Origin of the sequence: Agrobacterium sp. BT-220-3 (assembly GCF_025910175.1) — a bacterium.
Classification (GTDB): domain Bacteria; phylum Pseudomonadota; class Alphaproteobacteria; order Rhizobiales; family Rhizobiaceae; genus Agrobacterium; species Agrobacterium oryzihabitans.
In genome coordinates this window covers 1-25,821 of record NZ_JAPAIX010000007.1, presented here as the reverse complement: position 1 = coordinate 25,821, position 25,821 = coordinate 1, and the positions used below count along the sequence as shown (strand labels likewise).

Genomic DNA, 25,821 nt, shown 5'->3' with positions numbered 1-25,821 from the left:
GGGCTTTCTCTGTCACGAGAGTTACCTGAAAATTACGGAGAGCGGTCGCCGCGCCTATCCGTTTGGCGCGCGCTGTAAGATCAACCGATCGGCAAAGAGTGCTTGCAATGTGGATGGCGTGCCAGAGATTGCGCGCCAGACATCAATCGATCGCGGCCGTGCTCAGCCGACATCGACGGATGAAACCGCCTTGACCTGTTGGTGCAGACGACGGGCCTACCGTTGCTGGAAAACGCGCTTCTCGCGCCAGCGTACGGCAAATGTGCTGCCCTTGCCTGGAGCGGACGAAAGCTCAACATAGCCGCCGTGACGGGTGACGATCTCGTTGACCATGCTGAGCCCCAGGCCCGCACCTGAGCCGTGAGGGCTGATCCGGTAGAACGGCTCGAATATGCGCGATTGCTTATCGCCGGCAATTCCGCAGCCCTGATCGGCGACAGCCACGCTGCCGTCAGCCTCAATACTGACCGATATCTGTCCTTCGCCGCCTCCGTATTGGACTGCATTACGCACCAGATTGACGAATGCACGCTCCAGAGCTTCGGCATCCCCGGGAACGAACAGGTTTTCCGCATCGCTATCGAACGAAATCTCGTAACCTTCGGCAATCGCCAGGGGAGCAAGGTCGGCAACCACCTTCGACACAACGCTGTTGAGATCGACAGGCGCATTCTGCTGGGGCTTCTGCCGGTACTTCTCGGTGTCGAGAAGCTGGTTCGCGATTGCTGTAAGTCGCTTGATGGCCGTCTGCAGGTGTGTCTTGTCCGCACCTGGTGAAAGCGTATCGATTCTTACTTGCAGGACAGCAATCGGCGTTCGAAGTTCATGGGCCGCGTTGACGAAGAAGCGCTCCGTCGCCTCGAAGCTGCTATCGAGACGACGCAGTGCCCTGTTGATGTCGCGCACCAGACGAAGCACCTCAGTGGGCAAGCCCCGCTCTTCCACCAGGGCGCCACGTGTGTCGAGATCGATCCTGTCGAGACGTCTGGTCAGATCGCTGAAGGACCGCAAAGCCAAGCGTGTGACAAACGGGACGCCAATCAGGGAAATGGCGACGAGGATCAGCGCCGGCACGCCGATGGCAAGGTTCCCCAGCAGCACGGTCACACCATATTGGGACATCGAAACACCGCCAGCAAAAATCGTGGCCTCACCGGCCTCCGTGTCGAAACGCTCCATGCGGGCGACACTCAACGGATCATTCAGGTCACCATGGAGCTCGACACTTCTGAACGTCCGCAGGAATGGCATGTTGTCGGCAATTTTCCCGGGAGGCGCACCGTGTGCGAGGACAATATCCTTGCCCAGATCTGCCACGAACCACAGGTCAGGCGCGTCCTCCATAATCTCTTTAAGTTTGGCCGTCGGCACCAGATGGACCCGGCCATTCGGCTCGAGACGGACCGAGTCTGCGATTTCCTGAGACAGCCAGATGGAGGTGATCGCCACATCGGGCTTGAGACCAGAAAGGAGATAGAAAACCAGGCTGAGCGAGGCGATGACCGCGCAGAGCTGCAGGACAATAAAACCAAAAGTGAATCGCCAGCGAAGGGATGTGCTGGTCAGCCTATTTCTGCTCATGAAGATAGTAGCCTATGCCACGAATGTTCTTGATAACAATGTCGGCCTCCGCTTCGCTAAGCTTTCGGCGCAGGCGAGACATGTTGGATTCCAGTGAGTTCGACTGGATTTCGTCGTCAAAGGAATAGACCTGCCCCTCAAGGGACGAACGCAACACGGTACGACCACGGTTTCTCAAAAGAGTTTCGATGATGAGCAGTTCCCTTCGGGTGAGCGCAAGCCGGACACCGTTGACATGCACATCGCACGAAACACGATCGTAGGTGACGTTTCCTGCCGACAGGACGAATGAGCCGGTTGTCGGCACTCGCCTCAGCACAGCGCTCATTCTGGCAATCAGCTCGGGAATTTCGAACGGCTTCGGCAAATAGTCATCGGCACCGTCATTGAGACCGGAAATTCGCTCGTCGGTCGACCTCAGAGCGGAGATGATGATCGATCGCGTATTTGAACCCGTACGGTGCAAATCGGCGAGGAAGGTACTGCCGTCACCATCCGGCAGTTGCCGGTCGATAAGGACAATATCGTAATCCGCCATGGCGATTGCTTCCCGCGCCATCGCCAGATCTCCAACAGCGTCAAGCACGATGCCATGCTGCGAGAGGGCCGTCCTCAAGACATCCGTCATTTCCGGATCGTCTTCGATAAGCAGAAGTTTCATAGTGGCCTGATCGTGCAAGTCCGGGACAGCTGTTCTCAAGAATTCTAACAGCAAATTTATATGTATGTTTCAGATAAACTCGACTGTCATGATCGACTGGCCGCCAAGTCAATCGGCGGTCCAGATGTCCAGCACCGGGGAACCGAAACCTGCTGAGTATCCAGCTGGCTTTTAGCCCCCGTCGCCAAGGTCAGCTCCTTATCGGCAGCGGCCGTAGTTATCCCGATATCTGCAACCGTAATCGCGTCGGTCCCGATGTTCCCAGCGATCGCGGCGGCTCCTGTCGTTTCGTTCACTGATGTTCCCGATCACAGCCCCTCCCGCGCCACCCGCGGCGGCTCCCACTGCAGCACCTTGCCACGTGCCGCTTGCCAGCCCGCCAATGATGGCGCCACTGGCCGCACCAATACCGGCGCCCTTTTCCGTCTTGCTGCACGCCGTCAGCGTCAAACAAACCAATATGCCTGAAATGATCTTTTTCATGTCTGTCCTTTCGATCCATCGCCGCTACGGTCGCTCTTCGACCGTTGAGACGCGCCAAGGCGGCGACGTATGGCCACCGAAAATTACGTGGAAGTTACGCAGAACCCTCGACACCGACACCAGTCGAAAGCGCAAAGTCATGTAGGATGCGCGTTTTCGCGATCAGTAATTCTCAGGTAATTCCGCCCGCCTAGTCGACAGGCTCCGACGTTTCACCCTTGACCACTGCGTTTGAGGATGGTGGATCAAATGACTGGAGCAGACCATTGCCAGGCGCGCGGCCAGGCTGGAGTCATTATGCGAACGGCATGTTCCGGAATATTCAGAAGAAAACCGAGTGACCAGAATGAGGGGAAAAGCAGTCGTAAAGCTTGCCTGTAGATGTGTTTGAACGCTTTTTTTGCTCTTAAGCGGAATCGAACAATCGTTCACCTAGTTAATGACATTGGTTGAGTTCATTAGACTAGCAGCAATTTATTTCTGCAATGACAGGCAGTACCGGGTATGCCGACGTTCGCCCGTACGCGTCAGTGCACCGATCTCCGCGAGCCGCTGAAGGTCGCGTGTAGCTGTAGCGCGGGATGTGTCTGTGATCGAAATGTAGTTTCGGCACTTAGACCTCCCTTGAAGCCAGCCGTACCTTCCTTGAAGATGCGCGCGACTACCTTTTCCTGCCGCTCGTTCAACTGGCCTCGAAAACGATCATAAAACTTTGCTTTCTGAATGAAGAAATCTATGCGCTCAAGCGTCGCCCGTTGAGCATCCAGGATCGTTTCTGAAAAGAAAATGATCCAGCCGGTGATATCGAGCGTGCGCTGGTGTCGCTTAAGCTCGGAATAGTAGGCCTTCCCGGTCTTCTCGATTGTGAAGGCGAGTGAAATGAGACTTGGCTGCCCTATGTTTTGCGATAGGAGAATATACGGCCTTATATGGCCAGTTTGATTATCTACCGGAAATCGCCCCCGCTTCTGAATGGCCATATCGACTGGACGATGATCAGTCAGGCCTGTGGGATCGAAGCCGAGGTGACGGCAGAACTGAAAAAGCAGCTCCGGCCAAGCCTGGATGCAATCATCCGCTGGCTCGGCGCACCCATTTAAAGGAGCAAGCGCCGCAGATTTGATCCATTGGCGTCAGAAGTGGGACCCAAAACCGGTTACCGGACGGATTTTATGACCGACCCGGAAGTTATCGGAAGAGGGCAAAAAGTTGTGTTTGCAAGATAGACCCGAGTACACACCGAAGCCGTTCTTACCGGGAATGGCGCAGGGCCAATCTGCGCATTTGCGCAGTATCGAATGGGCAGATTTCATGGTTTCTGTCGCGCAGCAGACATCCGGGCCGTGGCGCTTTGCCGGTTGTCCGCCCCGATCCCGGCATAGCCCCTAGAATTCGACAGCAGAACAGCCTTGGAACAGAAAATCAATTCTCACTTGTCTCGCAGATCGCTGCTCACCTTGGCAATCAGCTCATTTCTGGCCACAGGTTGCGAGCAGGTTCCCAAGACGAAACTCGAAGTTGCCGCGGCTACCCTGCCCGAAAACAAGAATGAAACGACGTCAGCCGCAAAAACGGAGAAGGACAACAGGCCAAAGCCTGCGGGTACCGGTTTCGCTTACGACGAAATTTATGCTGCGCTGGCGGATGGCGGCTTTGACGTTCCAGCAGTCAATTACCGCGCCATTGACCCACAATACCTCCGACAGGAGGTCGAATACATCACCGCAGAGCCTGCCTATTCAATTGTCGTGGATACAAATGAGAGGTTCCTCTACTGGGTTCTTCCCCGTGGCCGAGCCATACGTTACGGCGTCGGGCTTGGAACTCAGGGCCGATCATGGAAAGGGCGCGCCGTCGTTCAATGGAAGCAGAAATGGCCAAGGTGGAAGGCGCCGGACGATATGATCGCCCGCAATCCTGAACTCAAGCCATATGGTGTTGAAGCAGGCGGAATGGCCCCCGGCCCCCGGAATCCTCTCGGCGCGCGCGCCATGTACATTTTCCAGAACGGCAAGGATACGCTCTATCGTATTCATGGGTCACCGAGCTGGAGAACCATAGGTAAAAATTCTTCCTCGGGTTGCGTCAGGATGCTGATGCAGGATGCGATCGATCTTTATGATCGCGTGAAAGGAAAGACGCCCCTTTTGGTCATCTGATAGCGTCATTCTGAGCGCGCAATGATTAAGAATAACGCTGCGGGTCAAATTTATGCCATAAACGGCACCATATCTCGCGCCGTTCGGTTTAGCGGATCCAGGGCCTTTCGCTCTTGGAAACGGCAGATCACAGTGCTTCAAACCTCGTGACAGAAGCATGGGACAACACATATCGAGCAGCGGGAGAGACCGATATCTCCCGACATCGGCGCCGACGGAGCAACCACCCCGGAAACTCTCAGGCAAAAGGACCGCTGCAAGATCATACAAACTCTGAAAAGCGAGCTGATGCTCGCGCCGATGGTGTAAGTTCGCCGAAACAAGGTGAGCGAATCTCTCAGGCCAATGACAGAGGGGGTGCCAAAAGCCCAAAAACGGGGCAAGGAGCACCTATGGCTGGAAGTCACCCTTCCCTATCGACAGTCGATTGCGTTGACGCAGTTTCAAGACCATTTTCATTGACGGTGGCGGCAATTGCATTTGCCGCACACGGCCCTGGCAGGCTTGACGCATTCCGGTGCGTCGGCGCTTGTGTCAGCCGGCTTCAGCGGCGGCATTTCACCCCGGTCCCCCTCAAAAATTGAACAGCTCCACGCGGTTTTACCGGGCAACGCGCTCGACAGGTGTGGCGCAAGCACCTCGCGATCCGCCTTCTCGCGATGATACCGCTACGCGGTTCTTGTACGAACACTACCTAATTCAGGAAATTTAAAATGGTCGATTGGGAAGATTTGGGATTTTTCTCCGCCTTCGCTCACCACGGGTCGATCACGGCAACCGCCAAGGCGCTACGCGTCGATCATACGACTGTAAGTCGGCGCATCACATCGCTGGAAACCTCGCTTTCCGTAAAGCTCGTTGATCGCAGGCCAAGATCATATGTACTGACCGATATGGGACGCGACGTCGCGAACTTCGCCGAGGAAATGAGCAGGTCTGCATTTGCTCTGAGCCGTTGCGCCGGTTCCGGCCAGAACGGTATCGAAGGTGATATCGTGGTATCCGCGCCGCCATCGCTGCTCTACAGCTTCATTGCGCCGCAAATCTCCGCGCTGCAATCTCAGCATCCTGACGTAAGGCTCCGTCTTGTCGGCACCATGGAAGCGATGTCCCTCTCCAAGGGAGAGGCGGATATTGCCATCAGCCTGAAGCGGCCGAGCGAAGCCACGCTGGTTGCGCGTCGCCTCGGACAATTGCCCTATTTCCTCTATGCCGACCCTGCCTACCCGACGAGAAACGGCCCTCCTCTCTATATCAGTTACGATGATACCATGCGGGAGTCGGATCACTATCGCTGGCTTTACGACAGGCTTTCCGCCGACGAGGTGTTCATGTGCAGCAACGACCTGCGCATACAGGCGGCGGCCGCCGCCGGCGGCTGCGGAGTGGCACTGCTGCCCGCCTACCTCGCCGCGGAACACGGTCTTGTGAGGTTCGATCCACTCGATCCCGGCGTCAGGATCGACGTTTGGCTGGTGATCCACGAAGACGTGCGCGACACGCCGCGGATACGTGTTGCCATGGACTTCATCAGTGAAAGCCTCAAGCCCTTGTGGTGTTCCTGATTATGCGCAGATCAAGCCTGCGCCATTGCCGAATTTTCCGGGATTTGGCGCGGTGTAAAATGCCGCGTGACAGGGTCTGTCCTGCGCGCGTGCAGTGACCGGTTGTACCTGCCCGCATTCCCACCCTTCCCGATACCTGAGCGTGGAGTATTTTCATGTCTTTGATTGCTCGTTACAGGAGAGGTACCGTCGGATACCTTGTTCTCCCTGCCAAAAAACGCAGCGCAAAAACATCCGCTCGAAATCGTCAGCGGGTGGGCCTGCTAATCGTGGCATTTGCGATCGGTTATGCCGCGATCGCAGTCCGCCTTCTGCAATATGGCTATTTTTCCGAGAGTGACGCGACGGCGAGTATTCCACGATCTCCCAATATAATCGCCTCCCGCCCCGACATTCTGGACCGCAACGGCCAGCTTATCGCAACGGATATCAATCTCATCTCGCTTTATGCAGAGCCTCGCCGCGTTGTTGATGTAAATGAGGCCATCGAAAAGCTCGCCTCTGTTGTTCCCGACCTGGATTGGGCTGATCTGCACAGAAAACTAACGTCTGACTCCGGTTTTCAGTGGATCAGGAGACAGCTTACGCCCCGCCAGGAAGCTGAGATCATGCGCCTTGGCATTCCGGGCATCGGATTCAGACCCGAAAAGCGGCGGTTTTATCCTGGCGGGCCAGTGGCATCTCACATTGTCGGGCATGTCAACATCGATAATCAGGGGCTGGCGGGCATTGAGCGCTATCTCGACAGGCAAGGCCTGGCAGACTTGCGTGGAGTTGGCCTTACCGATCCCACCCAGCTTGAACCGGTCCGGCTGTCCATCGATTTGCGCGTTCAGAGCATCGTGCATAACGTCGTTAGCGATGCCTTGAGGAACTATCGGGCGGAAGCGGCGGGTGCCGTCGTAATCGATGTCGACACAGGCGAGGTTCTCGCGATGGCGTCCGTCCCCGACTATGACCCGAATGAACCTTCGCGGCGCCTTGCCGATGGCACGATCGACAGGGATTACGAAAAGGGATGGTTCAACCGCATGAGCAATTCAGCGGTTGAAATGGGCTCGACCTTCAAGGCGTTCACCCTTGCCATGGGGATTGATGCAGGCGTCGTCAATCTGAACTCGGTCGTTGATGCCTCCCGCCCGCTGAAAATGGGTGGTTTCATCATCAGGGATTTTCACGGCCGAGGACGGCCGCTGACAATCCGGGAAGTCTTTCGCTACTCATCAAACATCGGCACGGCAAAAGTCGCTGATCTCGTTGGCCTGGAAAGTCACCAGCAATTTCTCTTCAGACTGGGCTTGTTGTCAAAGATGCAGACGGAGTTACCGGAAATTGCCTCGCCCGCAGCGCCAAGGAACTGGAAAAAGATCAATTCCGTAACAATTTCCTTCGGTCACGGTCTGGCCACGACACCGTTACAGACGGCTGCGGCTGCGGCGGCCCTCGTAAACGGTGGCATATTTCGGCACCCGACCTTCATCGCCGACAGTGGGAGGCATCACCAAATCACCGGCAGACGTGTCCTGCAGGCCTCGACCAGCGCAAAGGTCCGCGAGCTGTTCTGGTACAACGGCACCCAAGGTTCGGGCCGAAACGCCCAGGTGGCCGGTTTTGATGTAGGTGGGAAAACCGGGACAGCGGAAAAGGTTATCAATGGCAAATACGCGAAGAACCTGAACTTCAATACATTCCTCGCGGCATTCCCCATGCACCGCCCTCGTTATTTGGTGCTGTCGATCATTGACGCCCCGCTTTCCGGTGAGCGTGGCGGGCGCCTGGCGGCCTTCAATGCCGCGCCGATGGTGCGCGACATCATCGAGCGCGCCGCACCACTCCTCGGGGTTCGACCGTCATTCGGGAACCCGCAGGCATATCCTTTGATGAACTACTGAATAGGCGATGAACCCATGTCATTCGCAGATACTGAATTTTCAGATTATTTGATGATCTTTCCCCCGACGGACGACATTATCCATATTCTCTATTTCGTTGCGATTGTCGCAGAGGCCATGACAGCCGCACTCGCCGCCGGCCGTCGCGAAATGGATTGGATCGGCGTATTTCTGCTTGGATGCATTACCGCCCTCGGCGGTGGAACCGTGCGCGATGTTTTTCTGAACCACTATCCGCTATCGTGGGTCGAAAATCCCAGCTATCTCCTCGTGACGGGATTATCTGCACTGGCGACGATCCCGATCGCCCGATATATGTATCACCTGCGCAAGATGTTCCTTTTTCTTGACGCGATAGGACTGGTCGTCTTCACCGTCATCGGCTGCCAGATTGCGTCAAACCTCAACCTGCCGCTGGTTGTCGTGGTGGCGGCAGGCGTGCTGACTGGATGTCTGGGCGGCGTACTTCGGGATATCCTGTGCAACGAAGTACCGCTCTTGTTTCGTTCGGAACTCTATGCAACCGTCTCGGTCTTTACGAGCCTGATCTACTTGATCGTGCCCCTCCTGGGGGGGGCCCACGCGATATCCTCGCTCGTCGCAATGGCCCTCGGGTTGATGCTCCGGCTCCTAGCAATACGCTTTAACTGGTGTGTACCGACATTCGTTTACACGAAAGACCCTCACTGAGGAGCGAGCGCATTCTTCACCGCCGCAAGGCCGCGGCGTAAAAACGGGTCGGAGTGCACGTAAAAGAACTGCACTCCACGCGCCCGCCAGTGCGGGATTTCTTCCAGCGTTGCAAGCGTGCCGGCGATCTTTCCCGCCGCGCAAATTTTTTCAACGGCGATGGCGACCTTGTCGATCACCACGTCCGGGCGCGGTTCGCCGAATGGCGGTGCGGGCGGATATCCCATGTCCTGCGACAGATCGCCGGGGCCGATGAAAAACACGTCTATCCCCTCGACTGTCAGCATCTCCTCAAGAGCGTCGACTGCATCGACGGTCTCGATCATGGCGATGACCAGCCGCTTCTCATAATCGGACGGCAGGGCGTAACGCACCGCATCGACAATTGCCCGGGCCTCGTCGGCATTGCTGACCATGGGCACCATGATCCCGTCGGCGCCGGCATTGAGGTAGCGGATGATGATCGGCCGTTCGTGCGAATGCGGGCGCACGATGGCAGCACCACCCACCGAGCGCACCACCTGCCCGGTTGCCCGCACATCCTCGAAGCTCCAGGTGCCGTGCTCGCAATCGACGAAGACCGCATCCGCGCCAAGTTCCACCAGCCGGCCGGAAAGACCTGAATGTGTATGGTGCGGCGTGAACATGCTGATAGCCTCACCCGTCGCAAGACGGGCGCGCAACTTTGCTCCATTCATGGAAGTCTCTCCCTTACTTCTTTTTCAGCATATCCGGCGTGTCGTCCGGCGCCCCTACCCAGCGCGCGATCTCTATGTCTTTCGAGGTGTCGCGCATATGGGTCGGGCAGATGTGCAGTTCCGGAATGACCGCGCTGTCACTCAGGCTGGCGCAAAGCACGATGGCGCGGGCCACGTCATGCGGGTCCATCATCACGGCGCGTTCTTCCTTTAATGGCGGACGCGCGCGGTTGTTCATGATCGGCGTGTCGGTCTCACCCGGCAGTATGGTCGTCGCCCGGATACCCTGGTTGCGATAGGTATTGTGCAGGAAGGTCATGAAATTCTTCACGCCCGCCTTCGCCGCGCCATAGGCCACGCCGCCCAGCAGGTTGGGATTGAGCGCGGCGAGCGAGGAGACGGTGATGATGGTCCCCTCACCTTTTTCGATCATCTCCGGCAACACGGCCTGTGTCAGGTTGAACACCGCAGTCAGATTGACGTTGAGGGTGGCGTTCCACTCTTCCTCACTGATGAAGCGGGCGTTGAGCACCTTGCTGGCGGAACCGGCATTGTTCACGAGGATATCAATGGGACCGACGGCCTCCCGGATCGATTTGACCGTGTCGAAGATCGCCTCGCGCGAGGCAATGTCGAGCGTGCGGGCGATGGCCTTGCCCTTCTTCTTTTCGATCAGTTCCGCGACTTCCCGCAGCGGATCGAGGCGGCGGCCGGTTAGCACGACCGTCGCTCCTTCCTTTGCAAGCAGGATTGCGGTTTCGCGGCCGATGCCCGAGCCGGCGCCGGTTACCAGCGCAATCTTTCCCTTTAGCAGTCCCATGTCGTCTCCTATTCGGCTGCGGCAGCAATAGCGCCAGAATAGCCGAAGATTTCCTTTGCCGCCTTCGAGGTTACCAGGCCTTCGGAAATATCCTGCTCGATCAATTCGCGCGAGCGTTCGGCAGCACGACCCCAACCGCCACCGCCCGGCGTCTGCACTTCGAGACGTTCGCCCGTCTGAAGAACCACCTTGCCCTTCGGGAAATGCGATTTTCCTTGCTTCATCACCTTGCCGGCTGATCCGCTCTGGCCTTCCACTACGCCGAAGCAGGGGTGGCGCACGCGTTCCGATGCGAGGTAGATGTTCATCGGGTTCTTGCCGAGATTGCGCAGAACGACACGCTGGCCAAGGCCGCCGCGATGTTTGCCGGCACCGCCGGAATCGGCGATCAATTCCTTGCGTTCCGTCAGGACCGGAACGGCGACCTCGAACATTTCAACGGCCGTGACCTTGCAGTTGGACGGGAAGCTCAGCGTATCCAGCCCGTCGAATTCGGCGCGCGCGCCCTGCCCGCCATGGAAATTCTGCACGGAGGCATATTGCGTTCCGTCGTTGCGCTGGCCGACGCAATTGGCCGCCCAGATCGGCGCTCCGCCGCTATCGCCCAGCACCTTTTCCGGCACGATGCCTTCAAGCGCCTTGAAGATCAGCGAGGGGATAACGTGACCGATCAGGTTGCGCGAATTGCCCGCCGTCCATTCCTGCGGATTGAGAATGCAGCCGAGCGGCGCTTCGTCAGTAATCGGAACGATGCAGCCCTCATTATTGGGGGTTTCCGCATCGAGCAGGCATTTCAATGCGTAGACCGAATGGGCGTAACGGTAGTTGGTGCGGCAGTTGATCGAGTGCAGCACCTGATCCGACGTGCCGGTATAATCCACATGGATGGAATCATCCCTGACGATGACAGAGGCTTTCAGTTTGACGTCGACATCGTAGCCATCGAGCAAGACCTCGGCGGAATAGGCGCCATTCGGCCATTCGCGGATGGCCTTGCGGGTCTGCGCCTCGGAACGGGTGTGGATGGCGTCGGCAAGTCCGTCGACATCGTCCAGCCCGTATTCGTCGAGGAATTTCACCAGTTCGCGGCCCATGACATTGTTGGCGGCGATCATCGATTCCAGATCGCCGCGTACTGAATAGCCCCTAGATTTGTGGACGCCCTCGGGTTACATTTCCTGCTGTCGTTCGAACTCGACGGGTGACAGCATCCCGTTCCTGACGTGCTTACGCTTGGGGTTGTAGAACATCTCGATGTAGTCGAACACGTCCTTCCTCGCCTCCTCGCGTGTCCGGTATGTCCTGCGCCGTATTCTCTCGCGTTTGAGGAGATTGAAGAAGCTCTCCGCCACGGCATTGTCATGACAGTTGCCGCGACGGCTCATCGAGTGTTCAAGATTGTGGTGCTTCAAGAACGCCGCCCAGTCCATGCTGGTGAACTGCGAGCCCTGATCGGAATGGACCAGAACCCTGCTCTTCGGCTTTCGACGCCACACCGCCATGAGCAACGCCTGCAGCACGACATCGGTGGTCTGCCTGCTCTGCAGCGACCAGCCGATGACGCGGCGCGAAAACAGGTCGATCACCACGGCCAGATAGGCAAAGCCCTCCTGGGTCCGGATGTAGGTGATGTCTGTCACCCACGCCCTGTCCGGCGCATCGACATCGAACTGCCGGGCAAGGGTGTTGTCGACCACGACCGACGGCTTGCCGCCGTAGGAGCCGGGCCGACGCTTGTAGCCGATCTGCGCCTTGATCCCGGCCATTCTCGCGAGACGAGCGATGCGGTTGGCGCAACTGGTCTCTCCCTGATCGAGGAGGTCATCATGCAGCTTGCGATAGTCGTAGACCCTGCCGCTTTCCTTCCAGGCTTTGCTGAGAAGCTCGGTCTGACGGACATCTTCCCGAGCCCGTTTGCTCAGCGGGTTCTTCGCCAGGCATAGAAGCCACTGGGCCGGATACGCAGGCAGCGGCACATCGCCCGCACCGTGAACTGCTGGCGATGCTTGGCAACAAACGCGTATCTCACTTTGCATCCTTGGCGAAATACGCGGTGGCTTTTTTTAAGATGTCGCGTTCCTGGGTGACGCGCGCCAACTCCGTCTTCAGACGACGTATCTCTGCCGCCTGATCCCCATCGCTTCCTGATGGCTTCGAGAACTTCTTCTTCCACGCGTAGAGCGAGTGTTGGCTCACGCCCAGCCGCTGCGACACCTCCGCAACCGGATAGCCCCGCTCGGTAATCTGCGCGACAGCATCGCGCTTGAACTCGTCACTGAAATTGCCAGATCCCATCATGGCCTCCTTGCCTCAAAAAAAGGGAAGAGGGCGTCCACAAATCTAGGGGCTATTCATTCGTTCATGAAACAATCTCCTCATCTTGCCTATCAACGGGGGAAACTTTCGAATAGAATTAGGTGACCGAATTTAAATGTATTCAGAACACATATATATAACATGAAGAACGCGCAACTGACGAACTTGATCGGGGCCTTGGCACTAGCTCTCGCTGATGCCCAATTGGATGCTGCGCAAGAAGCGAGCGGACTCGGAACCGCCGGTTGTGCAGCCTTGGTTGCCCTTGGCCACTACCCTGAGTCGTCGATACGACAGATCGCTGTTATAGCGGGTCTGAGCCATTCCGTAATGGTTCGCACTGTTGATACGCTTGTTACAAGCGGCCTAGTCACAAAACGCGCCGGGCGCGACAAACGGGAAGTGCTTTGTCGCCTCACACCGACAGGTGAAGCCCTTCGAATTAAGTTGATGGAGGCCCGCGCTGGCACCCTAGAGCGCGCTCTCGGCACGCTTTCAGCCGATCAGGAGTCGGCCTTGCACGGTCTGGTGTCGGAAATGCTCATCAATCTTACGGTCAACAGAGACCAGTCTGACCATATGTGTCGACTATGCGATGAGGCAGCCTGCGGGCCGGATTGTCCGGTAGAGCGACAGGTCGAAGCGATCGACGGCAACCAACGCGGAATGCGGCATTAATCGGATCGCAATATCGGCCTGCGTGTGCTGACCGGAAAGGGGGCTCAAATCGACACCACGACCGCATTTGGCCGCATGGTGTTCGGGATTTTCGCCACCTTGGCCAAGTTTGAGCGGGGTCTGATCCGGGAACGCACCATGGCCGGACACGCCACCGCAAAGGCGCGCGGCCGCAAACGCGGCCGGAAATTCGCCCTGACGCCGCGATGACACGTTGGCACATATCGACGTTGCCCTCCGACGCCCTCTCCGCTTCCAGCGTCGGTCGGCACCGCTGGCTTGTCGAATTGATCTGCATCGCTACGGCAATTCTTGCGCTTTCGACGCTGAAGCTGTGCAAATTTCTTCGATGTGAAAAAATCGGATGACGCAACAAATCTACACTTGACGTTAGGTTGAATTTAATACTCTATTGCCACGGGAGGATAAGGAAGTGAGTTAATTTAAGCATTCATCCTATATTGGGGCTAAAATGACTATATTTATTGTCGTGCCAGATCAATTTTCAGATTTCTCTAATAATTGTGGAGCTTTGTCATTCTCCAATGCCTGCGAAATGCTGAAATCCCGCACTCACGCTGCCGATGACGTCTTCATTCAGGGGCAAGGCCTCAGTGAAAATGAATTAATATCTTTTGAAGCTACTGCCCATCTTAATGATGCGACGAAATCCCTTGTCTTTTGGACAGGAAACGATCGTCCCAAACCGGCAACCTCCAAGCTCACCCATAAACATCGACCTGAAAACACCCTGATTTCAACGCCACTTCTGATTGGAACCGACCACTACCGCTCTCACCTTATCTTGTCCGCCCAAAACGAGCTTTTGCTCGATCATGTGACTGGTCAGCATGTGCAAGGGATGGTCTTGGTCGAAGCTTGCCGGCAGATGTTCATTGCCGTGAGCGAACTCGCCTACATGGGCGGCGAACCCCGGAAATCCTACGTGGTTTTCAATCAAATCGCGGCCAAATTCGTCAACTTCACCTTCGCCTTGCCGGCGCAGATTGAGTATCGCCTGGTAAACCTCGACGATACACGACCGGACAGAATCGGGATTTCATCAGCTTTGAGCGTTTGGCAGAACGGTTCAGTGACCACCGAACTTAATGTCGCTTATACTCTTTTCGAACCAGGAATGCTGAAGCCAAAAGAGATTGCCAAGGGCAAAGCGGCGGTCGCAGCCTACGCTGCCACCGTCGAAGAAGCCCTGTACCCACAAGCGCTCGTTGGATGAATGTCATGGAGACCTCACCGATCATAGCTTTCTTCGATGTGGACGAAACCTTGATCCGCACCAAGAGCATGTTCTCATTCCTGCGATTCCTTGGCCAGCACGGTCTGGCCAAGGACACGGAAGAGACCATCGATCGCTTATACAAGTTAAGTGCGCACGGTGTGGACCGTTCGGAAATCAATCGCCTGTACTGGATGTCTTATCGGGGCCTTGGCGCTGAAGACGTCAAAAGTGCGGCACGTCACTGGCTGGATGAAGCCTGCGGGGCCGACCGCGAGTTTTTAATCACGGTCACAGTGAAACGGCTTCGGGCACATCAACAGTCTGGCCACCGGATCGCGCTCGTTTCAGGTTCGGGGATAGATATTCTCCAACCCCTAACGTCCCTCATCGGCGCCGACTACACTCTGGCGACCAGATTGAAAGAATTGAACGGGCGATATACCGGCGAGATCGTTCTTCCAGTCATGATTGGCGAGGGCAAAGCGCAAGCAGCATCGACATTGGCTGCGCAACTGAAGGCAGAGCTTCGAAACTGCTTTGCCTACGGCGATCATATTTCCGATTTGCCACTCCTCAATCTCGTCGGACATCCAGTGGCCGTTGGCGAAGAGGGAGCTCTTGGGGACCATGCCCGCGGTCTTGGGTGGCCGGTACTATCGACAAGTGAGTTTTCAACCGCGGGGGCTGCAGCGTGAATCCGGTTCTCATTTCGAAAAGCATACTCATGCTCGGTATTGCAAGCTGGATGACCGTTGCTGTCATTAACAACGCGACGGATCCGTTAACAAACAGGTTCTTTCTTGGGGCGATGCTTGAAATGCGCCTTCTTGAAAACGAACCCGCCGGCTTGGGAAGCGGCCTTCTCTGGCGAGCCTGGGCGATACCTGGGGTGGCAACCGCGCTGCTTTGGGGTATCGTCACGGTTCAAGCTGCAATCGCGATCTATCTTTGGAAGGCAGCGCTGCAGTTGACTATCGCAACAATTCGCAAAGCTCAAGAACCGATCGAGGCAGCAAGAGCGACTGCGGTAATGGCACTGAGTAGCTTTATGGCGTTGTGGTTCGCGTTCATGGTCGGTGGCTTCTGGTTCGGATACTGGATCAAACAGGGACCAATTCAGCAGGTTCACATGACACTGTTGATCATCAGTATTCTGTCTACAGGATATGTTGCCAACCGGCTGCTGGAACAGCCACGGCCCGAATAAGCGATTTGAACCATTGAGCGAAACCGGCAAAGGAGTTAAAGCTTCAGTCAGGTGTAGATAGCACATTACGAAGGACCGGATATTGCCCTATAAGATGCAGATTGGCGAACTGGCTGCGCGCGCAAATGTCAGTCATCGCACGATCCACTATTACGAACGGATAGGACTTTTGGCCCCCACCGAGCGGGAAGGAGCCGGCTATCGCTATTACGATGAGACGGCAGTCAAACGCCTGGAAAAAATCGCAGTTCTGAAAAGCCTTGGCCTCAGTCTCGATGAGATCGCCAGTGTCATTGACCTGTATTTCTCAGACGGGACCGGTATTCGTGGAAAAACAAAAGTTCTGGAAATTCTCGAAGGACAACTGACGAAAACGAACGCTCAACTCGTAGAACTCAACTCGTTCAAAACCGATCTTGAAGCGAATATCGACCGGATGAAGATGTTGATAGCGCAGGCCCGTGCCTAATCAAGTCAATGGCGAGAATAGCCGGCACTTAAATCTACACCTGACGTTAAGTTGATATTTTGCATAAACAACCTCAACCGGAGTTAAAGTTATGACAGTCCGACACGCCAGCCTTCTCATGCTCCTGATGTCATGTGGCTTTCTGGTCGTCGGCCAGCTCTATGTGACGATACCGCTTGTAGCCGATATCACGGGCCGGTTCGGTATAACACCAGCGAACGCTGTCTTGTCCGGCTCGGCCTTCGGATTCGCTTATGCGGCCGGTTTTCTGATCTTTGGTCCGCTATCCGATCGCTATGGGCGCAAGAGAGTTATTCTGGTGGGTCTTATCGCAACGGCCCTGGCAACGTTTCTGGTAGGGTTGGCGCCGAATTTCGCCATATTATTGAGCGCCCGCGCTATTCAGGGCTTTGCCGCCTCAACATTTCCACCAGCCGCACTGTCGTTGGTAGCCGAAGAACTGCCGCCGCAACATCGGCCCCTGGGTGTCTCGCTGATGAGTTTCGCCTTCCTCGGCGCGGCACCCCTTGCACAATTCTTCGCCGCGCGGTCGAGTGGCGGTTTGCCAATAATCATGTTTGAGCTAAGCCCTCTCTACTTGATCGGTGCCGTTGGATTGTTCTTTGCCGCAAAGAGCGGTGGCAATGCCCAAGCAGTGCAAACGAGGAACCCGAAATCCCGATTGATGCAGTTACTCCGCGATCCTCTCGTTGTGTCGGGATGGGCGGCGGCGATTACGGTGTTGTTCGGCTTTGTCGTGTTTCATGCTGGCGCTCAAGCGCTTGGCGGCGGGGCCGGTATTGACCTTCAGACACTCCGCCTGGTCGGGTTACCTCCCCTGCTTCTGGCTTTCGCGGCTGCTCCGACGACGCGACGCTTCGGCCCCACGCTGACGGCACGTTTGGGTTTGATCATCGCAGCGTTAGCCCTGGCAGTTGCCGCAGTTGGCGGAGCGGTGGCATTGACTGTTGCGTCGGTGTTCCTGTCGGGCGGCGTGGCTCTGGCCGTGCCGGGACTGATCGCCACGGTCGCGGGGCGTGCCACGAACGTTAACCGCGGGCTGGCGCTCGCCATCTACAGCTTCTGCCTGTTCCTCGGTGCGAGCTTCGCACCGCCCATCACGCAATCGCTCGTGGGTTTCGGCTTGTTGCCACTTTGGTTCCTGCCTGCCGGACTTCTGCTCGCAGCCGTGATCGGCATTACAGCCACGAACCGCCGTCCACAAAACGCAACTCAGCACTGAAAGAGGTGATTGTTATGCTCCGTACCCTGTCAGCGATAGCCGCAACAGTCCTCGGTGTCATTGCCGGTAGCGCCGCCACCTCCCTGGCGGATACGAAGAAAGGAAATGCCGTGACCGCCGCAAGTCCCGTGATCGAATCTGCCGATACCACCGTCGCCAAGATCATGCCACCCGGTTACGCCGAAATCGCACAACGACGCGTGACGGTAGACGGCGAAGGCGCACAGCTTGTCCGCTACGAAAGGGCTGATCGGCGTAACGCCGACCTTGGAGGTGAGCACTTCAGCGTCATCGTTGCAGACGATGGCCGCCTGAAAGGCTTCACCCGCATGGACCTTGATCTGGTCGGCGGCCGATTGCCATCGCGGGAAGACACCCAGAAGATCGCTATGGATTTTCTGCGAACCGCTGCGCCGGACCTGCTGCCGGGAATGAAAATCAGCTGGATCGAACCGCATGACGAACCGCTGCGCGCCACGCGCAACGGTCGCACCGAAAACTTCACTCTCACCGGTATGAAAGTGAAGATGCGCAACGGTGCCGATGGTCGCTGGATGTGGGTGATCGTCGGAGCCGACCGCAAGGTCATGGTCTTCGAGCGCGATATTGTCTGGGTGACATTTCCGGGCCACCGCAAGACCGAAAAATGGCTGCATGATTCCTGGTTGGTCGAGCAGGGACACAAGGTTCGTCCTTCCTAACAGACACAGAAGAAAGGAATACTGGAGATGGGTGCAATCGTTGTTGTGGGTGCCGCCCGAACGCCGGTAGGAGCGTTCAACGGAGCCTTTGCGAGCCTTGCTGCGCATGAATTGGGCGCAGTCGCTATCCGAGAAGCTTTGGCTCGAGCGCATGTCGAGGGTGCGGAGGTGGACGAAGTGATCCTTGGCCAGATCCTCACGGCCGGACAGGGACAAAACCCGGCACGTCAAGCCTCGATGGCCGCGGGTTGCCCGGCCGAGACCACGGCTTGGGGACTTAACCAGCTATGCGGCTCTGGCCTTCGTGCCATCGCGCTTGGCCTGCAACAGATCAAGAATGGCGATGCCCGGATCCGTGGTAGCGGGTGGACAGGAATCCATGTCCGTGGCTCCCCACTGCGCGTATTTGCGCGGCGGCGTCAAAATGGGCGACTTCAAGATGATCGACACCATGATCAAGGATGGTCTCACCGACGCCTTCTTCGGTTACCACATGGGCACCACCGCAGAGAATGTGGCACGTCAGTGGAATGTGACGCGAGAGACCCAGGACAAATACGCGGTGGCCTCACAGAACAAGGCCGCGGCAGCACAGAAAGCCGGCCGCTTTAAGGAAGAGATCGTCCCAATAATCGTGAAGGGCCGCAAGGGCGACACGGTGGTGGAAGACGATGAGTATATTCGCCGCGATACAACGTTCGACGGATTGCAGAAGCTACGTCCCGCCTTCGATAAGGACGGCACCATAACAGCCGGCAACGCATCGGGAATCAATGATGGGGCGGCCGCAGTTGTGCTGATGAGCGAAGAAGAGGCTGTACGGCGAGGCGCGACACCGCTGGTGCGGATCGTATCGTGGGCGACCGCGGGCGTTGACCCGCAAATTATGGGAACAGGCCCAATCCCGGCTGCGCGCAAGGCCCTAAAACAGGCAGGCTGGTCAGTGTCTGACCTTGATCTTGTGGAGGCCAACGAAGCCTTCGCCGCACAAGCCTGCGCGGTCAATAGCGACATGTCGTGGAATCCTGAGATTGTGAACGTCAATGGTGGCGCCATCGCCATCGGACATCCGGTCGGCGCATCCGGCGCACGTATTTTCAATACGTTGATATACGAAATGAAGCGCCGGGGCGCGAAAAAGGGGCTGGCCACGCTTTGCATAGGCGGTGGAATGGGTGTCGCGATGTGTGTCGAGCGCGGTTGATGTTGCCATCCCAACACAATTGAAAAGCGGCATCTCGTCGCCGTGGCACGCGCATCCACGGGATCGCTCGAGGGTCGGTGCTGAAACCAATAAACTTGATTAGTGGAATGCCAAAATATCCATCAACTAAACCCGTGTAGAAAAAATTGAAGAAGTGTTTTATGCATGATCCCCTCACCGAAGATGCCGTTGCGAAATACATCTCAGCTCGTGGGTGGGTGTGCGAATATCCGTCGTAGCGCCGTGGAGGACGAGGTCTTCCAAGTGGACGAGTTCGCCGTCGATCCACAGCGAGGCGCAGGCGTCGGTGAAATGAGAGCGCTCGGTCCATCCTGGCCCGACATGCGATCGGGCCATGCGCTCGTCCAGACGCGCAAGTTCGACACCGGCCCGAAATGCCGGCTCCAACGAGGCTTTCATGCTGATTTTCGAAACATCGTAAGCCATTGATTTTATGGCAAACAATTTGCTAAACGAACTCAATATAAATATTTGAGTTTCTCACATGGTACGGTTAAGGGTTGGACTTATAACCATCGATAAGCATAGGTTGTCTATGGTTAGAAAATTTCTATATTTTACTTCATAAATATACAACGCACGGCAATACACAGCGTATGCCGATATTTCAGTGATTAGGGAAATAAATACTCTACAGCGCTATTTCATTATTATACTGCGTGACAATGCTCGTTCTCGCGAGGGCGTGTGCGTCATCGGAAAGATATGCATTCCGCGTTGGCGCTTTCGGCTTGTCAGAGTCGCGACATTAAACTGCCGCCACATCATATATCCCTCGGGCACGCCGCAAGATCCGCGCGAACGTGCGCCCCTGCTTTGCACCTGTTACTTTCGGAATTTGTGTTTTATGTCGGGGATTTAGGGTCGATGATCGTAGCTGTTTAGCGTACTGGATCATAGTTTTAGGCTGTCGTGGGATAGTGTAGCGCAGGGAATGGTTGCGGGGGCTCACCGCCACCGATACCGACATTCGATCCAAGTAGCCGTCTGATAAAATAATTAATCAGTGACTGGGGGGCACGCAACATCCGGTTCCTGCGATTGGTCGAGCGAGAAATACCTGAACTGGCAGCGTAATGAGCGTGATATAGCCTCATCTGAAATTGCGCAGAAACGGCGATATTAGGAAGTGAAAAAGCTCGAATAGCGTAGGATCGCATAGTAAATTTTGGCACACTGGGGTTGCTATTTGTTCTTTTTTTGTTCTAATTAACATCACTCAGCTCTTTTTCTCGATAACTCAATTTGCCATGGAACACTGCTTTACCCGCCAAGAGCTTTATGACCGCGTTTGGTCGAAGCCGATTTCGCACCTAGTTGTCGAACTCGCGACCACGACAGGCAATCTCAGCACATTGCTGCGACGCGCCGATATTCCAACGCCACCGTCAGGACATTGGATGCGGAAGGAGTTCGGAAAGCCCGTCGAGCAACCACCTTTGCCGCCAGCACCAACTGGATGTGTCGAGCCGCTGGTGCTGGATACCGAAAAGCCGAGCGTTAAGCGCAAACAGAAACACGTCAAAGCGAGCCCAGATGCAGTTTCCGTTTCCGTGGATACACAACAGGTTCTTGCGCCCCCTACTAAAGATCCGGTGCAAGTCGCGCTAAAGCCACGACCGACACAGCCCACGACGATGACAAGAGCAGAACTCTACGGCGCAGTGTGGACGACGCCAATGTCGCGCTTGGCCGAGGACTATGGGATCAGCGGCAATGGTCTTGCCAAAATCTGCGATCGAGAGGATATCCCGTATCCGCCACGCGGATATTGGGCGAAACATGCTGTGAGCAAAGCACCCAAACAGACGCCGTTGCCAAAATCGACCAGCGTGCATTCCATTACCATTCGCCCGACACCGTTGCCGCCGCCTTCCATCGAACTGCCGCCGGAGGTCAAGCAGCAAGCGGACAAAGTCCGTGCAAGTGAAGCCGCCCTCGTGGTGCCAGAACGCCTTCTGAGGCCCCACGCAGTTATCGCTTCATGGCTGACAGAGCACGAACAGAAGAAGCGTCAAGCCCGGAGCGAGCGCGATCCATGGAGGCGCAATCTTTATGACCCTGGTGATTTCTCCGAGACGGACCACCGCAAACATCGCATTCTGGATGCGCTCTTCAAGGCGATTGAGCGCCAAGGAGGAAAGGTTAAGCAGGGAGAGCGAGGCGTCCTGTTTGCCGAGGTTCTAGGCGAAAAGGTGGAGTTTCAGCTTCGCGAAAAGCAAAAGCAGGAACGTCGGCCTCTGACCGATAACGAAAAGCGATGGAAGTCCCCCGGCGACAAAGACTGGAAAAAGGATTTGGTACCGACAGGTTGGCTCGTTTTAGAGATCAAAACCTGGCAGTGGCCGAATGCTCTGCCGCGGCAATGGCTCGAATCTGAAAAACAGCCAATGGAGGGCATGCTGCCGGACTTCTTGGCAACCTTCGTCGCAGCCGGACCATTGCTCGTTCAACAGCGTAAGGATCGAGAGGCGTCGGAGCGCGAGCGCCAACTTGCCGAGCAGCGCCGCTATGAAGAACAGCGGCGTCGGAAGCGCGACGCTAACCGCTGGCGACACTTCCGGGAGTTAGCTCAGGACTGGCACGAACTCGCGGCCGTGCGCGATTTCCTGGTGGTGCTGCGATCAATGAACGTCACGCCCACCGCCGAAATCGATGGTCGCAGTATTGAAGAGTGGATCGCATGGGCGGACGAGTGGCTCCAGCGGGCCGATCCAACAGCCGGCGGCGTCGGCAGCGTTTTCGAGCAGGTTGCTGGAACCACCGACTGGACATATCGAGATTGACCAATCTGGAGGCAAAGAATCTTAGAGAGATCAATTTCGCGCCCAGAGATACCAACGGCGGAACCGTACGCTGCTTCAGACATCAAACTCCAAATTGGCACGATTGAGAAGCCGCGGGAGGATGTCAGATGGAATTTCATAGATCGACTGTTGTGGGTTACCGTTCACAACACCCAAATCTCGTAGTTCATCCAGCCCGACCACGGGATCTATATAGGCGGCTAAAAGATAGTTGATGACTTTTACAGGCCTGGCCGTCGTCGCCTGCCATTGCTCAAGTTGCTGCTCACTGTAAACGGATCGACCGCCCGTCAATTGCATCAATTCTCTGGTAGAGCTTGCTAATGTGACGCTCTCCAAAATTCCTAGCGTCGTCATGGCTTGCGAAGGACGTTCCCTTGAGGCGCCTTTGTAGAAGAACAACAGGGAGCCCGCGTCGCCGAGGTTTGATGGTGCTCGGCACAGGTAGACTTTCCGGATCGTGTTCCCTGGCCGCGTCGGACGGTCGGCCCGAGAAGCACCGACGAAGAGGTCCGGCTGCCTAGGCCTCCATAGATCAGGATATAAGGTGTCGTGATAGTCTTCCTTGATAGGAATTCCGAAGCCGCGAACTTGAGCAGTCACAAGGAAGCGGGGGTAATTTCTCCTGGCGACTTCGAAAACCGACATGGACGGATCATCAACTAGCTTTGCGGACGAAAATGCCCGTTCATAGATGAATTCCCCGTTCTCTTTCGTAGCGGAATGGATAAAGCCATAGAATTCCAAGAGGTTCATCAACGCCGCCTGGTCTTCATATGTTGTCAGATACGCCAAGTCGTAGCCGTTGCGCTGCGCATACCACAGGACCTGCTTTAAGAGCAGCTCACCGAGCTTAACACCGCGCTTGTCGGGCGCTACCTTGAAGGTGCACACTTTCAAAATTTTGTTGGCTTTCGTCACCGCATCTGTGTCGGTGGCCTTCTCATCTTTTCGGACAATCAGGCCAGCCAGTTCGTCGTCATCATAAACGACCCAACAAGGTCGGCGCTGGCGAACGCATTTCTCACGCCACCAATCATCGAACTCCGGATATCCCACGCGGAGGCTGTCGAAAAAGTTGTCTTTGTGATTGATCGTATGAGCCTCGACCTCGGCGACATGCCTGATAGGAACCTGTTTCGGCTCGTATGTTTGCGTAAGAAGATCAACCGCATCGCCAACAAACAGGATACGCCGGCCAAGCTCAGCCGAATGCTTGAATGCCCGCTCGTGAAGCCCCTTGTCCTGCGTGACGAGAAAGTCAACCACGTCGCTTTTCAATGCGTGGAGAAGAGTCGCATCGACTACATCATTTGGCCGCTTCAGAGCTCCGAACTCAGCTTCAAGATTATCTCGGCTGAGACCCCGCTGCTTCCCCAAGACTTGATATTTTGAGATCTTGCTAAGGGAGATTCGGCGACGTTCCGCGTTTTTGTCGCGGGCAATATCGTCGCGAGCGGCCTCGTGGACGAAAACCGCGATCTTATGCGCCGCAGCGAGGCTTGAGAAGTTAGCGTATGCGGCTTCTACAGCGCGGTAATCTTCCAGACCGATCAGAATGTTCGTATCAATGAGATACGACTGTTGCCTCATCTCTCAGGGCCTTTCGCAGATCGCGGCTAGCGTACAAAAATGACTGTGGTGGCTCAAAACCGAATTTCTCACGCAGCTCCGTCAGTGGGATGGGGCGGAAGAACGGTTTGATTTCTTCGAAGAGGAGAGCGAAGCCAAACTCTAAACCGTGAAAATAGCTATCGAAATCGTTTCTCTCGATAAATGCGGTGTCTTCAAATTCGGACCAGATTTGCTGCACGGGCAGTTTCAGCACATCCTTAATCTCCGCAATTCCGACCATCGCTCTAACTGGCGAGGTCGAATAGATATAGGCCACGGTTCCGCCAGGCGCTGAAACAGGAAACCGTCGGCGAAGCTCGACGGTTTTGCGTCCTTCCATAATTTTTTCCGAATATTGTGGGCGAATGGAAAGCACTACATCTCGTTGCGGACGAAACGGCTCATCGGCCAAAAGCGGAAAGACGAGCTGATCGTCGTTACCGTACTCAATGTCGAAAGTCTCTTTTACGCGCAGAACGAGGCGAGCGTCGGCAGGAAAGACCGCGTCTACGCGCAACGAAGCACCGAGTGCCTCCACATAGCGTTTGACCGTCGACAAATGAACTTCGCCACCTTTTTCAAGCTTTGAAATTGCTGCTTGCTGGACATTCATGCGGGACGCCATTTCTGCTTGAGTCATTCCAGACAGAAGTCGAAGCCGGCGCAGATCGACACCTGCCGCGTGCTCGTCGCGCGGCTCGGTTGCCGCTGAAGCTTCGATAACTTTTCCTGCCAGTTTGCCCATGCCATGCTACTCCGTGTTGTAGAGTTGCTATCGCGAAGAGACATTCCCCGCAAGGAATATTCTGGTTGCGTATCATGACACGGGGAAATAGATTACACTTCTGCGAACTTCACGCTGTTTTCTGGGGTAGCGAACTTCAAGCAATGCATTTTTTGTCGTGGGGATGCGACGCACTCGCGCTCGGTTGAGCACATTATCCCCGAATCATTGGGTAACACTGAGCATACACTGCCACCTGGAATCGTATGCGACCGCTGTAATAACTACTTCGCTCGGAAAATTGAAGGTCCACTGCTTGAGACTGACTACTTTCGTCATCTGCGTAGCATGATGGCGGTCCCGAACAAGCGGGGGCGTATTCCACCGATGAGCGGCCACATATCCAATTCGAAAATACCAATAAACATCTGGATGGATGACGCCGGGATTTTCATTGAGCCAAAAGACATGAGCCGTGCCAGTGAACTCGAACATTCCTTGCTTGCGGAAAACCAAGGCACCTTGCGAGTGCCCGTCCCACACAAATCAGAAGTCGATCGTCACATGATGTCCCGCTTCATTGGAAAAGTTGCGATCGAAGCTTTCGCGCTAAGAGTTATGCACGTCGACGGATGGCGGGAGGAACTAGTTTCTAACGAGGGATTAGAAGCTTTGAGAGGATTTGTCCGCGTTGGGGAGAAGCCTAAAGAGTGGCAATTCCACCGCCGCAGCCTCCATCGCTTCGATCAGCGGTTTTGCGATGGGACCGAAGTGTTTGAGATACTGCACGAATATGACTTCGTCTACACACAGAAGAATTTGCTGTTTTTTGTCATGGCAATATTTGGCGAAGAGTTTGCGATCGATATGGGCAACCCTGAGATACAGTCCTACGAGACCTATCTGAATGAGCAAGACGGCGTGAGCCCAGAGGTGGCTCGGTTTGTCTGAACAGTTTCGGGCTTTTTGTTAAGTGGATTTCCGCCTCGATTATGCTGCCACCATCATTGGTGCCAGCGCGTTGAAGTAAGCCTGATCCGGCGTCTGC

The 25,821-nt window shown here is 55.9% G+C and carries 21 protein-coding genes, 7 pseudogenes and 1 riboswitch; of the genes and pseudogenes, 17 read left to right on the top strand and 11 right to left on the bottom strand.

Annotated features, from left to right (window positions below):
- Positions 1–216: 216 nt before the first annotated feature.
- From OK142_RS17810 to OK142_RS17795, 4 genes and pseudogenes are all read right to left on the bottom strand, one after another.
- A complete protein-coding gene (locus OK142_RS17810; protein ID WP_498684289.1) occupies positions 217–1,581 on the bottom strand; it encodes a sensor histidine kinase in 1,365 nt (454 codons plus the stop codon).
- Positions 1,568–2,242: a response regulator transcription factor gene (locus OK142_RS17805; RefSeq protein ID WP_498684287.1), complete on the bottom strand. Its 675-nt coding sequence runs from the start codon at positions 2,240–2,242 to the stop codon at positions 1,568–1,570. The genes OK142_RS17810 and OK142_RS17805 overlap by 14 nt, the downstream gene beginning before the upstream one ends.
- A 198-nt stretch (positions 2,243–2,440) precedes the next feature.
- Complete coding sequence (locus tag OK142_RS17800; protein ID WP_137039495.1) at positions 2,441–2,725, bottom strand: YMGG-like glycine zipper-containing protein; 285 nt, start codon at positions 2,723–2,725, stop codon at positions 2,441–2,443.
- Positions 2,726–3,199: 474 nt separating this feature from the next.
- A pseudogene (locus tag OK142_RS17795) lies at positions 3,200–3,636 on the bottom strand (Fic family protein); the annotation flags it as partial.
- Positions 3,637–3,654: 18 nt separating this feature from the next.
- On the opposite strand from OK142_RS17795, the gene OK142_RS17790 reads away from it, so the two are divergent.
- The 5 genes from OK142_RS17790 to OK142_RS17770 all read left to right on the top strand — a co-directional run bounded on the left by OK142_RS17790 (position 3,655) and on the right by OK142_RS17770 (position 9,031).
- Complete coding sequence (locus OK142_RS17790) at positions 3,655–3,825, top strand: hypothetical protein (protein ID WP_498684460.1); 171 nt, start codon at positions 3,655–3,657, stop codon at positions 3,823–3,825.
- 309 nt (positions 3,826–4,134) lie between these two features.
- Positions 4,135–4,884, top strand: coding sequence for a L,D-transpeptidase (locus tag OK142_RS17785; protein ID WP_253204081.1), 750 nt, complete (start codon positions 4,135–4,137; stop codon positions 4,882–4,884).
- A 170-nt stretch (positions 4,885–5,054) separates the two neighbouring features.
- A riboswitch (glycine riboswitch) is annotated at positions 5,055–5,148 on the top strand.
- A gap of 449 nt (positions 5,149–5,597) precedes the next feature.
- Positions 5,598–6,449, top strand: coding sequence for a LysR family transcriptional regulator (locus tag OK142_RS17780; protein ID WP_498684284.1), 852 nt, complete (start codon positions 5,598–5,600; stop codon positions 6,447–6,449).
- A 155-nt stretch (positions 6,450–6,604) separates the two neighbouring features.
- The gene (locus tag OK142_RS17775; RefSeq protein ID WP_498684281.1) at positions 6,605–8,341 is read left to right on the top strand and encodes a peptidoglycan D,D-transpeptidase FtsI family protein; all 1,737 of its coding nucleotides are present in this window, start codon (positions 6,605–6,607) and stop codon (positions 8,339–8,341) included.
- Between the two features lie 15 nt (positions 8,342–8,356).
- Complete coding sequence (locus OK142_RS17770) at positions 8,357–9,031, top strand: trimeric intracellular cation channel family protein (protein ID WP_498684279.1); 675 nt, start codon at positions 8,357–8,359, stop codon at positions 9,029–9,031.
- On the opposite strand, the gene OK142_RS17765 is transcribed toward OK142_RS17770, so the two are convergent.
- From OK142_RS17765 to OK142_RS17750, 4 genes and pseudogenes are all read right to left on the bottom strand, one after another.
- A complete protein-coding gene (locus tag OK142_RS17765; RefSeq protein ID WP_498684278.1) occupies positions 9,025–9,729 on the bottom strand; it encodes an HpcH/HpaI aldolase family protein in 705 nt (234 codons plus the stop codon). The two genes, OK142_RS17770 and OK142_RS17765, sit on opposite strands and share 7 nt — an antisense overlap.
- A 13-nt stretch (positions 9,730–9,742) precedes the next feature.
- Positions 9,743–10,549: an SDR family oxidoreductase gene (locus OK142_RS17760; protein WP_216331607.1), complete on the bottom strand. Its 807-nt coding sequence runs from the start codon at positions 10,547–10,549 to the stop codon at positions 9,743–9,745.
- Positions 10,550–10,557: 8 nt separating this feature from the next.
- A pseudogene (locus OK142_RS17755) lies at positions 10,558–11,685 on the bottom strand (hydantoinase B/oxoprolinase family protein); the annotation flags it as partial.
- Between the two features lie 33 nt (positions 11,686–11,718).
- Positions 11,719–12,844: pseudogene (locus tag OK142_RS17750) on the bottom strand (IS3 family transposase).
- Positions 12,845–13,006: 162 nt separating this feature from the next.
- Between OK142_RS17750 and OK142_RS17745 the strand changes: the two are divergent.
- From OK142_RS17745 to OK142_RS17705, 9 genes and pseudogenes are all read left to right on the top strand, one after another.
- Entirely contained in the window at positions 13,007–13,543 is a 537-nt protein-coding gene (locus OK142_RS17745) for a MarR family winged helix-turn-helix transcriptional regulator (protein ID WP_498684275.1), read from the top strand.
- A pseudogene (locus OK142_RS17740) lies at positions 13,544–13,744 on the top strand (recombinase family protein); the annotation flags it as partial. It lies immediately after the preceding gene.
- A gap of 271 nt (positions 13,745–14,015) precedes the next feature.
- Positions 14,016–14,780: an AfsA-related hotdog domain-containing protein gene (locus OK142_RS17735; protein WP_216331600.1), complete on the top strand. Its 765-nt coding sequence runs from the start codon at positions 14,016–14,018 to the stop codon at positions 14,778–14,780.
- A 5-nt stretch (positions 14,781–14,785) separates the two neighbouring features.
- On the top strand, positions 14,786–15,478 hold the full coding sequence (locus OK142_RS17730) for an HAD family hydrolase (RefSeq protein ID WP_498684273.1): 693 nt from the start codon (positions 14,786–14,788) through the stop codon (positions 15,476–15,478).
- Positions 15,475–15,990, top strand: a complete 516-nt coding sequence (locus OK142_RS17725) for a DUF2165 family protein (protein WP_301183737.1) — start codon at positions 15,475–15,477, stop codon at positions 15,988–15,990. Before OK142_RS17730 ends, OK142_RS17725 begins: the two co-directional genes overlap by 4 nt.
- A gap of 94 nt (positions 15,991–16,084) precedes the next feature.
- Positions 16,085–16,459 carry a MerR family transcriptional regulator gene (locus tag OK142_RS17720; protein ID WP_498684272.1) on the top strand — a complete coding sequence of 125 codons (375 nt, stop codon included), beginning with the start codon at positions 16,085–16,087 and terminating at the stop codon, positions 16,457–16,459.
- A gap of 91 nt (positions 16,460–16,550) precedes the next feature.
- Positions 16,551–17,702 carry an MFS transporter gene (locus OK142_RS17715; protein WP_498684270.1) on the top strand — a complete coding sequence of 384 codons (1,152 nt, stop codon included), beginning with the start codon at positions 16,551–16,553 and terminating at the stop codon, positions 17,700–17,702.
- A gap of 14 nt (positions 17,703–17,716) precedes the next feature.
- A complete protein-coding gene (locus OK142_RS17710; RefSeq protein ID WP_216331595.1) occupies positions 17,717–18,403 on the top strand; it encodes a hypothetical protein in 687 nt (228 codons plus the stop codon).
- 27 nt (positions 18,404–18,430) lie between these two features.
- Positions 18,431–19,607 (top strand): annotated as a pseudogene (locus tag OK142_RS17705) (acetyl-CoA C-acetyltransferase).
- Positions 19,608–19,811: 204 nt separating this feature from the next.
- Here OK142_RS17705 and OK142_RS17700 read toward each other — a convergent pair.
- Positions 19,812–20,063 (bottom strand): annotated as a pseudogene (locus OK142_RS17700) (RHE_PE00001 family protein); the annotation flags it as partial.
- An 815-nt stretch (positions 20,064–20,878) separates the two neighbouring features.
- Between OK142_RS17700 and OK142_RS17695 the strand changes: the two are divergent.
- A complete protein-coding gene (locus tag OK142_RS17695; RefSeq protein WP_498684267.1) occupies positions 20,879–22,414 on the top strand; it encodes a hypothetical protein in 1,536 nt (511 codons plus the stop codon).
- 75 nt (positions 22,415–22,489) lie between these two features.
- Here OK142_RS17695 and OK142_RS17690 read toward each other — a convergent pair whose 3' ends face one another.
- Both OK142_RS17690 and OK142_RS17685 read right to left on the bottom strand, forming a co-directional pair.
- Positions 22,490–24,028 carry a GNAT family N-acetyltransferase gene (locus OK142_RS17690; RefSeq protein WP_498684266.1) on the bottom strand — a complete coding sequence of 513 codons (1,539 nt, stop codon included), beginning with the start codon at positions 24,026–24,028 and terminating at the stop codon, positions 22,490–22,492.
- Positions 24,003–24,794, bottom strand: coding sequence for a helix-turn-helix domain-containing protein (locus OK142_RS17685; protein ID WP_498684264.1), 792 nt, complete (start codon positions 24,792–24,794; stop codon positions 24,003–24,005). Before OK142_RS17685 ends, OK142_RS17690 begins: the two co-directional genes overlap by 26 nt.
- A gap of 87 nt (positions 24,795–24,881) precedes the next feature.
- On the opposite strand from OK142_RS17685, the pseudogene OK142_RS17680 reads away from it, so the two are divergent.
- Positions 24,882–25,076 (top strand): annotated as a pseudogene (locus tag OK142_RS17680) (HNH endonuclease); the annotation flags it as partial.
- An 84-nt stretch (positions 25,077–25,160) separates the two neighbouring features.
- Entirely contained in the window at positions 25,161–25,724 is a 564-nt protein-coding gene (locus OK142_RS17675) for a hypothetical protein (RefSeq protein ID WP_498684263.1), read from the top strand.
- Positions 25,725–25,821: the final 97 nt, after the last annotated feature.